This window comes from Tenacibaculum agarivorans (assembly GCF_001936575.1).
In the GTDB taxonomy this organism is placed as follows: Bacteria; Bacteroidota; Bacteroidia; order Flavobacteriales; family Flavobacteriaceae; genus Polaribacter; species Polaribacter agarivorans.
The window spans coordinates 20,490-32,646 of record NZ_MSMP01000017.1 but is presented as its reverse complement, the minus strand read 5'-3'; the positions used below and the strand labels follow the sequence as shown (position 1 = coordinate 32,646).

General features: G+C 33.2%; 7 protein-coding genes. 3 read left to right on the top strand and 4 right to left on the bottom strand.

Going from position 1 to position 12,157, the window contains the following annotated elements; translation table 11 throughout:
- Positions 1-5: 5 nt before the first annotated feature.
- Together BVC87_RS13730 and BVC87_RS13725 are read left to right on the top strand one after the other, a co-directional pair.
- Positions 6-395 (top strand): DUF4280 domain-containing protein, encoded by a 390-nt coding sequence (locus tag BVC87_RS13730; protein ID WP_075342965.1) that lies wholly within the window; start codon positions 6-8, stop codon positions 393-395.
- A gap of 230 nt (positions 396-625) precedes the next feature.
- Positions 626-862, top strand: coding sequence for a hypothetical protein (locus BVC87_RS13725; RefSeq protein ID WP_143569784.1), 237 nt, complete (start codon positions 626-628; stop codon positions 860-862).
- 23 nt (positions 863-885) lie between these two features.
- Here BVC87_RS13725 and BVC87_RS23110 read toward each other — a convergent pair whose 3' ends face one another.
- The 4 genes from BVC87_RS23110 to BVC87_RS23100 all read right to left on the bottom strand — a co-directional run bounded on the left by BVC87_RS23110 (position 886) and on the right by BVC87_RS23100 (position 10,976).
- Positions 886-3,267: an eCIS core domain-containing protein gene (locus BVC87_RS23110; protein WP_083629472.1), complete on the bottom strand. Its 2,382-nt coding sequence runs from the start codon at positions 3,265-3,267 to the stop codon at positions 886-888.
- Between the two features lie 108 nt (positions 3,268-3,375).
- Positions 3,376-5,736 (bottom strand): eCIS core domain-containing protein, encoded by a 2,361-nt coding sequence (locus BVC87_RS13715; protein WP_075342963.1) that lies wholly within the window; start codon positions 5,734-5,736, stop codon positions 3,376-3,378.
- 359 nt (positions 5,737-6,095) lie between these two features.
- On the bottom strand, positions 6,096-8,570 hold the full coding sequence (locus BVC87_RS23105; protein WP_083629470.1) for an eCIS core domain-containing protein: 2,475 nt from the start codon (positions 8,568-8,570) through the stop codon (positions 6,096-6,098).
- A 249-nt stretch (positions 8,571-8,819) separates the two neighbouring features.
- The gene (locus BVC87_RS23100) at positions 8,820-10,976 is read right to left on the bottom strand and encodes an eCIS core domain-containing protein (RefSeq protein WP_083629468.1); all 2,157 of its coding nucleotides are present in this window, start codon (positions 10,974-10,976) and stop codon (positions 8,820-8,822) included.
- A 277-nt stretch (positions 10,977-11,253) separates the two neighbouring features.
- Here BVC87_RS23100 and BVC87_RS13700 point away from each other — a divergent pair, with 277 nt between their 5' ends.
- Positions 11,254-12,156: a DMT family transporter gene (locus BVC87_RS13700; protein WP_075342962.1), complete on the top strand. Its 903-nt coding sequence runs from the start codon at positions 11,254-11,256 to the stop codon at positions 12,154-12,156.
- Position 12,157 lies beyond the last annotated feature (1 nt).

Here is a 12,157-nt window from a genome sequence, read left to right as displayed (position 1 = left end):
TACTTATGGCAAATCTTGCATGTAGTGGAGCATCTATTTCGTGCTCTTTTGGTTCAGCATCATCTACGTTTACTGTACTACCTACCAATATGGTTAATTCAGACAGTATGCCGTCAGCAACTATTAATGATTATATACCTTTGGTTAATATTTTATCATTTGGTGAATGTTCATCTACCACAAATCCTACAGTTTCATCGGTTATTGCATCCTCTAGTGGAGCGACTACAACAGCGCCATGTGTGCCTTGTACCGTAACACCTTGGACACCTGGAATTGCAGACGTTTTTATCAATAACATGAATGCTTTAGATGATGGTAGCACATGTAAGTGCCTGTGGTTAGGCTCTATATCTTTTGACAACGCTGGTGAGGAAGATGTGGATATTTCTTAGACTTTATTGATATATAATTTATAAATGATAATTTTGTAATTATATATAGAAGTAAATGCATTGAGACAATATACCTTCTTATACGATTTGTGATGAAAAACTCCGTATAAATTGGTTGAATTATTTTCTTTAAACAATTAAGATGTGCAAAATTTTTAGTTGTAAATCGTATTACTTCTATTTTTACACTAGAAAAACCCCTGAACTACTGTATGAGTATGAAAAAAGTAATGTCCCATATCTCTAATATATTAGAAAACCCATATGTTAAACTGTTTATTTCTATTGGTCTAATTGTTATTGGTATTGAAGAAGTATATAAAGCTGATGTTCCCAATATAGAAATTCATTGGAAACATGGTATCAGCTTTTATGCTATATTACTTTTAATTCAAGCGGTATATAAAATTATAAAGGGTGCTATAAACGCATATAAATGTAAGTGTGAATTAAACGATGGTGAATAACACCTATTAATTAACAGATCATATTAATCCATATGATTTATCTTTTTAAAGCTATGCCTACTATATGCACCATTTAAGTTATTCACTGCTTGAATAAACTTAAAATAGCCTTTTGCCGCACTTCTAACAGCTTCAAACGTCATTCCATCTTCATGACCTTGTGGTTTGATAAATCTATTTTCCATAACAGCTAAAAGATTTTCTTGCTGATTCTCTGCTTGAACTACATTAGAAGTATCAGCGTGTCCTCTAACGAAAATTTTAAATGCTTTTTCATACCTACTGGCATCGATGTCTCTATCATGAAAATACTGCATAATTCCCTCTTTTGTTAAGAAATCAACTCCATCACAAATACCCAACACCCAATCTTTAACCGTCATCTGTCTGATATGTTTATAGAATTGTACTTTTTCAGGATTTCCTACTTGTGCCTGATAAGGACGAACTCGCATCATAGGACGATTTACACGTTGTCCATCTTCGTCTGGAACTTCATTTTTTAACGTATCCTTAGGTATTACCTTATCTATGGCTTTAACCAATGCTAACTTCCCTGCTTGGACTTTTAATGGATTTTTCTGAGCATCTGGCAATTTTTCAAAAAGTGTATCCATTGAAAATCGAGAAAGAAATGGTATAAACTCTTTGATTCCTTTTAAAGGTGTATTGGCTAATCCTTGGATATACATTAACATATACGCAATAAAACCTTCAAGAGCTTTTGTATCGGCATCTGCGTCAAAAATATGATCTTCTTTAAGAGATGCTATGGCTTGCTTTGCTAATGAAGGTGATCTCTTAAGATGCGTAGATTCTGTTTTCCTTGGATTTTCTGTACCATAAACCAATTTTCTCGCATTTTTTCGTCTTCCTTTATCAAAATGTCCTTCATTATCTTCTGCTGCTCCAAAATATTTCATTAAAGTAGGAATATCTGCAAGATTAACTCCGTGAGTTACCTGCATTTTAAAAGTAGGTGTCCCTCTTCCTCCTGCTAAAAAAGCATTTTGATTGTCAAACCCATGTTGAGCAGGAGTTACAAACTCTCCTTCATTAGCATTCTTTTTACCCCCATATAATCTTAGTTTACTAATAACAGTTTGTTCAATAGCTCTATAAGTAGCTATCATAGTGTTATAGCCTGCATTGGTCATTGGAAAAGGTTTAGTCACTATTTCTATATCCATTTTTCCATTATTGTAAGGACCATCAGTCTCTAAAGAATAATTTGTTCCTTGATGGATATTCCAAACTTTAGGAGCTGCTTTTACTCCATGATTAACCATGCTTTTATCGATATGATTAGGATCATCTTGTTGAAGCATACTTGGGAAAACAGCTATTTGTCCATCTTCTGTTAGAGGAAAATAGTAGTCTCCAACGTTTACAGAATTTTTTAATATGTGAAATAAATAATCTTTTATTCCAGCACTTTCATCTAAATGTGCAAGTGATTTAAACTGATCATGAGCTTCTGCATTCTCTTGGAAAATTGAAGTATATTTTTCATAAAAAACTAATTTATCTTCAGCAGCATCTATGGTATCTGCAATGAATTTTAATGCTTCAGGTAATGTATCAAATGTGTTTCCTTTAATTCTATCTCTTAAAGATGCAAACTTAGACACTTTACTCATGTAAGCTTGAACAAACTCAGGCCATTCCTCTTGTTGTTTACCAGAAATTCTAACCTTTTTTACTTCATCTGCCTGCTGTTCTTCTTGATTTTCTTCTACTATTTGTTGTCCTTGAGGTTGTTCAACTTCTTGAGGTTGTTGAATTCCTTCATATACCTCCCAAGAATTTTCTTCAAATTCAAACCCTATCTTTCGTTGAACAGGACCACTTGCAGCAACACTCTTTAAAGACGTCACCTCTCCTGTTGCTCCTTGCATTGCTCGAGCTCCCATAATATCTGCTTCTCTCTCTAAGCCTGCATCATCATTAATAGCGGTTTTCCCTTTTAACTGTTTGGTTGCATTAACACGCCCTTGTTTTTGTTGTACTACATGCCAAGCTTCATGCGGTAGATGTTGCTCTTGCCCTGGTGCAATATGAATATTATTTCCTTGTGCAAAAGCATGTGCTTGTAGTTGTGCAGGTGCTGAGGAATTATAATGCACACGCGTATCACTCATATCAAAACCTGATAAGCTTTCAATACCTGATTTTAATTGATCAGGTAAACCTGTATTATTTTCAACACGTTGTACTGTACTATTTGAAATGGCATCAGCTTTTTCTTTTTGCTGTATTACCTTAGCACTATGATCTAAACTAGTTTGTAATCCACTGTATTTCTGTGAAACAGTTCTATTATCTTTCAATTGAGCTGTTTGAACCGTTCTATTATTAAATTCTTTAACTTTATTATTCTCAAATCTACTTTGGTAAACACTCATGATAAAAAGGAAGTTTGATTAGAAATAAAGATACTGATTTTCCTTGAAACCTTTAAAAATAACTTATTTTACAAAGCAGAACTTATAATTTTAAATAGCAATCATCTTTTAAAGATTATTTACTTTTCTAAACTTATGTGTACTGTAAGCTCCTTGTAATGCGTTTACAGCTTTAATAAATTTAAAATAACTTTTTGCAGAACTTCTCACTACTTCAAACGTAATAGGACCGCCCAATTCTTTCGGGTTGATAAATCTGTTTTCCATGACTGCTAATAGATTGTCCTGAACGTTACCATCCTCTTGAACAACATTTGAGGTATCTGCATGTCCTCTTAAGAATATTTTAAATGCTTTTTCGTAACCTGATACATCAGTCTGTTTATTCTGAAAATAGGTAAGAATACCTTCTTTAGTTAAAAAGTCTACTCCATTACAAATACCTTCTACCCACTCTCGTACAGTCATTTGCCTAACATGTTTGTAGAACTGAGCTCGCTCTGGTTTTACCACTTTGTTAACATACGAATCACCTAAATACATCATAGAACGTTCTACTCGTTGTCCATCTTCATCTACTCCATTCTTTACAATATCACTTGGCATTACACTATCAATTGCTTTTACTAAAGCTCTCATACCATTTGCTTGCTGTAATGGATTTTTTTGCTCATCTGGTAATTTTGCAAATAAGGTATCTATTGAAAAACGCGATAAAAACGGCAAAGCCAACTTAATTCCTTTATATGAAGTTCTAGATAATCCTTGAATATACATAAGCATGTATGAAATGAAACCTTCCAGAGCTTTGGTGTCTGCATCTTGCTCAAAAATATGATCATTCTTTAAAGACGCTATTGCTCCTTTGGCTAAAACTGGAGATCTTCCAATGATAACAGCCAAATCATCATTTGTATCTTCAAATCCAAAACCTAATTTACGTGCATTCTTTCGTTTCTTTGTTTCTGCATGCGTTTCATCGTCTTGTTTTGCTCCAAAATATTTCATTAACGTTGGTAAATCTGCTAAATTTACTCCATGCGTAACCTGCATTTTAAACGCAGTAGTTGCCTGACCAGCAGCTAAATACGCATTCCTATTTTCAAAACCATGATCTGCTGGAGTAACAAATTGTCCTTCCGCAGCATTCTTTTGCCCTCCAAATCGCCTTAATATACGAATCACATCGCGTTCAATTTCTGTAAATGTGCTTACCATAGTTGCATATCCTGCATCTGTCATCTCAAAAGGTTTGGTTACCAATTCTATATCCATTTTTCCATTTTTATATGGCCCATCGGTTTCTAAGGAATAATGTGTTCCCCCGTGAATGCGCCATACTTTTGGAGCTGCTCTTACTCCGTGATCAACCATAGTTTTATCAATATGATTTTCATCTTCTTCTTTCCCCATACTAGGAAATACCACTATATCTCCATCTGGTGTTAAAGGGAAATTATAATCACCAACATTTACAGAATTAGTTAAAATACTCTGTAAATAGTCTTTTATTCCAGACTCATCATCCATCTCTTGAGATGTTTTAAATTCATCATGCGCTTCAGAATTCATTCGGAAAATGGTCGTATACTTCTGATAAAAAGACAATTTATCATCCGATGTTTCAATTGCTTCTGTTATAAGATCATGAGCTTCTTGAGCGGTATCAAAAGTTTCTAATAATACCTCTTCTCGTAATGCTTTAAACTTAGGTACTTCATCCATATAAGCCTTTACAAAAGCTGGCCATTCCGCCTCATCCTTATCCATTATTCGAGTTTTCACTATAGCGTTTTGATCTTGTTCTACTTCATCTTCTGCCACTTGATCTTGAACTTGTGGTATGCCTTCATATACCTCCCAAGAACTATCTTCGAATTCAAATCCTATTTTTCTTTGCACCGGTCCATGAGCCGAAATTTTCTTTAAAGAAGTAACTTCTCCATTTCCTCCTTGCATTGCTTTTGCCCCCATAATATCTGCTTCTTTTTCTAAACCTGCATCATCATTTATCGCTGTTTTTCCTTTTAGTTGCTTTGTAGCTTTAACACGTCCTTGCTTTTGTTGTACTACGTGCCAAGCTTCATGAGGCAAATGTTGTTCTTGCCCTGGCGCAATATGGATATTATTTCCTTGTGCAAATGCATGTGCTTGTAATTGTGCTGGTGCTGAAGAATTATAATGTACACGTGTATCACTCATATCCATTCCCGATAAACTTTCAATACCTGATTTTAGTTGATCAGGTAATCCTGTATTATTTTCCATACGTTGTATCGGTGCATTAGATATAGCTTCCACTTTTTCTTTCTTTTGCAGTACTCTAGAACTTGTATCAATACTACTTTGTGTATTGTTAAATTTAGAAGCTGTTCCTCTATTATCTTTTAATTGAAAAGTTTGATTGTCTTTATTCTGACTATCAATGCCAGCCTTTTTAGGCTCTGCCTTTTGGGAGTATGAATTCATAAAAGGAGAATTAATTTAATTGATATATTAAATATATAATTAGACAGTGAGGTAAGGATCTAATTATTACAAATCTGTGAAGTAAAGTTAATAAAATTTATAATACTATATTAAGCTTTTTGATTGTAAAAATTCAATATTTTTAATGGATATTAGCCAGATCATCAATTATGCAAATCTCCATATGCTATAAGTTCTGCTACTTTTACTTTTAATGCTAAAAGATCTCTCTTATTATAATCCCATTCATATCACGTAAGAAAATTATTCAATTATTATGAAAAACTAGCTTATACCTATTTTTTAGAATCTACACAATTAGACACTGAATTATATTACGTTTATTCAAACCTTTAAAGTTACAAAACAACATTATCAATTATATGATAATGATTTAACTTGTACTGTCTTAGCTCTAATACTTTTCTTTGTAACCCTTGTAACTCTCTCTTTTTAGAAGTCGCCGTAGTATAAGAAAATAATTTACCAGAATTATTTGTAATCTTTGTATCACATGCTGATATTAAATCGTTTACTTTTTGATCAAAAGTTATTGAACCTGCATCAATAGAATCTTTTAGGTAATCTTTAGATTGTTCAAATATATCTAAATAGGCTGCGTAAAAACTTATTTTTGTATTTATTAATATATTTAGTTCTTGTTTATACGTTTGAGACAATATTGCCTTGCCCCTATCTACAGACTGTAGTAAATTCAATGCAGATTGTTGTTCTAATGCTCCGTATCCAACTTGCGGAATACTATCATCTATTTCGGGCATTTCATCTGTTAATTTATGATATCCTGTATTATATAATTCTAGTTTTACTACGTCATATGCATCTCTTTCTTGTTGAGATCTTGTATAAAATTTATGAGCTTTACCCCCACCTCCTTTTCTTAAAACATTAGTAAATGCCGCAGTATTCCTATCTACATTATCTAATTCTAATTTCTTTTTCGTCGTTATTCTAAAATTATCTGGATTATCACCATGTATTGCATCAAGTTCGATTTTTGTATCAGGGAAAAAATCATATCTACTCTCTGTATATTTTTGGAAAGAATCTACTTCTGTTTCATCTCCTCCGTGAAGGAAAAACTCCCACGTATTATCAAAATTCTGATATCCTCCAGCAAACCCTTCCATAGTAACAAAGTCGGTACTATCAGCGATTAACTTAGTGGAGTAATGCTGATGCCCTGTTGAAAGATTTGTTAATTGAAAAAGCATTGTAAAAGTATCTTCAATATCATCTTCCTGTAGTTTACCCATTATACTTGCAGCTGTATAATCACAACCTCTTACCAACATTGCCTCTTGTTGCCTGATAGATTCTAACTGACTATTGAAATGTCCCACTTTTACTTGTCTTTTCGATCCTAAATTAGGTAATGACGTTAATAATTGTGTAATTTCATTTGCTTTTGTTTGTACCATTTCCATTAGTAAAAGATCCGAATCTTCTGGTATACTATTTTTAAATTCATTAAATACCGATAAAACATCTGTTTTATTCACTTGAGGTTTCCTAGCCATATATTCATTTATTGCCTTTTGTTTCATCCCAGTACCTTTATAAGACGCATTACCAAACTTATGCAGATTATAGCGTTCTAGATAATCATTTACCTTTTCTTCATCTAAATATTCCATAATTCTTAGATGAGCAGTTACAAATTTTCCTTTCAATTCAGATACATCACCATCTTCTTTATAATCCATTTGTACCATAGCCTTTCTTATCGTTTCAACCAATAAGCGAAGTTTGTACATATTATTCGCATCGTCTACATTTGTTGTATATTTCTCTAAAACTGCAGCATCCCCACTATTACTATCTTCTGGTAATCTAATACCATCAATGTGATCTTGCTTGATACCTCTATATACTTTATCTTTAATAGTATCATCGTCTTGATCTTGTTGCTCAGCTAAATTAGGATATAACCTTTGGACACTTTGTTTTTCAACTTCATTTATAGGTACCATCTTATTTTCCAAGCTAAATTCAGGAGCTACACGATAATAATCAACATCATTGTCTCCGAAATTAAAAGAAGTAGCTTCTTCACTAGCTACAAATTTTAAAAGCCCCTTTTTAACTCTCTCATTAAGTGAAGCTAAAATACTAGTATCTCTTATATAAAGTTCATGATTGGGATATTCTATCCCAACAACGAAACTATTATTCTGAGATACATTATAAATATGATTACTTCGTTGGTCTTTTTTAGCTGCGTATCGTTGGATCGGTTGTGATGAAGAACTTATACTTTTTTTCTGTACAGTACTTATTTTTTCAGAAGTCCCAACCTGCATTGCCTTAGTCCCCATAACATCTGCTTCTCTCTCTAATCCTGCATCATCATTAATAGCTGTTTTGCCTTTAAGTTGTTTTGTAGCTTTTACACGCTCTTGTTTTTGTTGTACTACATGCCAAGCCTCGTGAGGTAAATGCTGTTCTTGACCCGGTGCAACATGAATATTATTTCCCTGTGCAAAAGCATGCGCTTGTAATTGTGCTGGTGCAGAAGAATTATAATGTACACGCGTATCACTCATATCCATACCAGATAAACTTTCTATACCAGATTTTAATTGATCTGGTAAGCCCGTTTTATTTTCAACACGTTGAACAGGAGCATTTGTAATCGTTTCAGTTTTTTCTTTCTGTTGTATTACCTTAGCACTCGTATCAACAGTATTCTGAGAATCATTATACTTTAAAGATGTTTCTCTATTATTCTTTAATTGGAATGCTTGGTTATTTTTACTTTGGTCATTTGCAGATAATTTTTTCTGCTCAAACTTCGGGGTATAAGAACTCATTACTATAGATTTATTTTGTAAATGAAAAACATTCTTAGAAAACTTCTAAGCTAAGACTTAAGCTAAAAATACACATATTAATTTATTTCTGAATAGTTAACCTATTAGAAACACATTGAAATATAGTATTAATGATATCATATAACTTTTAATTTAAGTTCTGAGAAAGGATTCCAAATACTTGTAGCTATAAGTTAGAAATAATAATCAGCGTTAGCAATCTCACCCTATACATATTAATTGTAACTATTAGAAATCAAGAATACTATCGTAATCTTCAAAATCATGGGATTCTATCTGAACGGGGCCCTGTTGACCTACATCTTGCTGGCCTATGTTTTGTTGATCTTGAGCTGCATCTACATGATCTCCTGAATTATCATTTTCATTTTGATGGGCTATCCTTGCAGCTTCTATCAATGCAGCTGCCGCAGCATTTAAATCCTCTTGCTCCTGCGCAGCATTTTGAGCTGGTTGTGGTAAACCTCCTACTTGTTGAGGTAATGCTGGTAAACCTCCTCCTTGCTGTTGTGCAGCCACAGGATGCTCCAATGCATCTCTTCTTGCTTTTAGCGCTTCTAGCTCGTCTTTAATATCTTGAAAAACGTACTTATGGAAATCTTGTAATCCTACTGAATTATCTCCATCTATAAAACTCTGAACGCTATTTAATTTAACGACATATGATGCATCCCATGCATCTTTTCCAGCATCAAAACTCTCTCTATTTTGTTCCATTTGAACAAGACGCTCCTCTAAACCTGGGAGATCGATACTGTCATTCTTTATAAAATCACGCGCAGCTTTAGGTGTATGTCTATTAGATACAGCGATAGTTGTGGCTTTATTTCCATGGGTTCCCTGAGCTAAATGAATTTGATGAAAACTTGCTCCATTAATATTTCCATTGTCATCTTTTGTTCCGTTTATCGCAAAGTACCACTTATTATCTATATCTTCAGGCTTACCAGTAGACATGCTCTCCAGTGTAGCTATATCTGTACCATCTTTAAAAATGGCACCTCCCCAATGAAACATCCAAGCTTTATCGTTAGGCCCTTTATCAAAATCTGGTAAGTTATTATCTGTACTAATCACATAAGAATCTCCTATTTCTGGCGACGCATAATCATTAATTTGTGCAAATCTATCGAACTCTTCTTTAGCTTCAGGTAATAATTTATTATATATTAATATTGCCTTAAGAGGATCTTGAGTCATATCTGTGAAAGTAGCTTTTGATCCTTGAATGTTATAATAAGATGGATCCAAATTTAATTCTTGGTTTGCTTCTGATGATGATAAATCTACATAAGTATTATAATCTTGATCTTTTTTTGTATCAAGAAAAGGCCCTAAATTAAACATATATATCTGAGCTGTTAAAGCGTGTGCAGTATCCTCAGGTCCGTACATTAATCCTTTCTCAACTTTATTCCCATTTTCATCTAATACCCCATGTATTTTTGTTCTTCTATTTTCATTTACCTGAGTGCCTGTTACTGCTTCTGATGCTTTCTCACAGTCTCTCCAAAGTTTCATTTCTCGATCTGGTCTATTTTGAAACTTTAAATGTTGATGCTTACCATACTCATCTTGACGATCTAAAACAGAAGTGTCTAATTCTGGTTCAACCTTATACATCTTAACATCATTGTTTGGAAATGTATGTTCTCTACCCGCTTCCAAATGAATTAACGATCCCTTTGAACCAGAAAGTTTTAACATCCTATCTGAGTTTTTTATTTGCGCTTTTTTAGCAAAGAGTTCTTTACCGTCTAATGCAAAAGCATAATTCTGAGAAATTTCCCACCCATTATCAGTTATATAGCGTTGTACTGGACCACTAGCTGATACACTTTTTAAAGACGTAACTTCACCTGTTCCTCCTTCCATAGCTTTTGCTCCCATAACATCTGCTTCTCTTTCCAAACCTTCATCATCATTAATAGCTACTTTACCTTTTAACTGTGTTGTTTCTTTTACACGCCCTTGTTTTTGTTGGACAACATGCCAAGCTTCATGTGGTAAATGTTGTTCTTGTCCTGGAGCTATGTGAATGTTATTTCCTTGTGCAAAAGCATGTGCTTGTAGTTGTGCTGGTACTGAAGAGTTATAATGTACGCGTGTATCACTCATATCCATTCCTGACAAACTTTCAATACCTGATTTTAATTGATCTGGTAATCCTGTTTTATTCTCCATACGCTGTATCGGCACATTGGATATAGCTTCTGCTTTTTCTTTTTTTTGTAGTACCCTAGAACTTCTATCTATCATACTTTGTGTATCCTTATACTTAGAAGTTACTTCTCTATTGTCCTTTAATTGGATAGCTTGTTGTTTTTTATTGTCACTATCAATACCTGCCTTATCAAGCTTAGCTTTTTCGAAATATGAATTCATTAAGAAAGAATTAATTTAATTGAAATATTAAATTATATAGCTAGAAGGCGAGGTAAAATCTAGCTACTATAAATATAGACAATAAATTTAATAATTTTTTTTAAACAAAAGAATTAGAAATTTTTATCCCATGCCTACTAAATCATCAATATACTATAACTTTTCTATTTCATAAAATTTTAATCTTTTTGTTAAAATCGTCTTCTAGTTAATATTCAAACAAAAACGCTATTGAATAGAAAAATAGTAAGAACTTTGCGTCTTAATTTTTTAGCAAATGAATACTAGAATTAAAGCACTTTTAGCCGTTTCTATTGTTACTATTATTTATGGCCTAACATTTACTATAGCTAAAGAGGTTATGCCACATTATGTAAAGCCTTTTGGTTTTATTTTTTTACGTGTTTTTGCGGCTATGCTGATTTTTTGGTTCCTTAGTTTGTTTATCAAAAATGATACTATTGAAAAAGGAGATTATAAAATTATTGCCTTATCTGCCTTTTTTGGTATTGCTTTAAACATGCTTACTTTTTTTAAAGGCTTAAACTACACTACCCCAATTAGTGCTTCAGTAATGATGGTAACCTCTCCTATTTTAGTACTCATTTTTTCTAGTATTTTAACGAAAGAAAGACCTACGTTAGTTAAAATATTAGGTGTCATTATTGGTTTAATTGGCGCTGTTGTACTTATAGCGTATGGAGGAAAATCAGGAGCAAACGCAAAAAACATGATGCTGGGTAATTTACTAGTATTTATTAATGCCGCATCTTACGGAATGTATTTAGTTATTGTTAAAAAAGTGGTCGCTAAGTACAATCCCATCACTTTTATTAGATGGTTATACTTATTTGGTTTCCTATTTGTTTTACCATTTGGTTATACCGAGTTCTCTGAAATTCAATGGCAAACCATTCCTGTGTCCGGGTACTTAAGAATTGGGTTTGTGGTTATTTTTGCCTCATGTATCACGTATTTATTCAACCTTTTTGCATTGTCAAAATTAAAACCTACTACAGTTAGTGTTTTTATTTATTTACAACCCGTAGTCGCAAGTATTTATGCATTATTGGTGGGAAGTGATCACTTAAACACTGTAAAAGTTTTAGCCAGCATTTTAATATTTGTTGGTGTATATCTGGTTTCCAAACAAAGTCCACAGGCTAGTAACAGCAAATAAC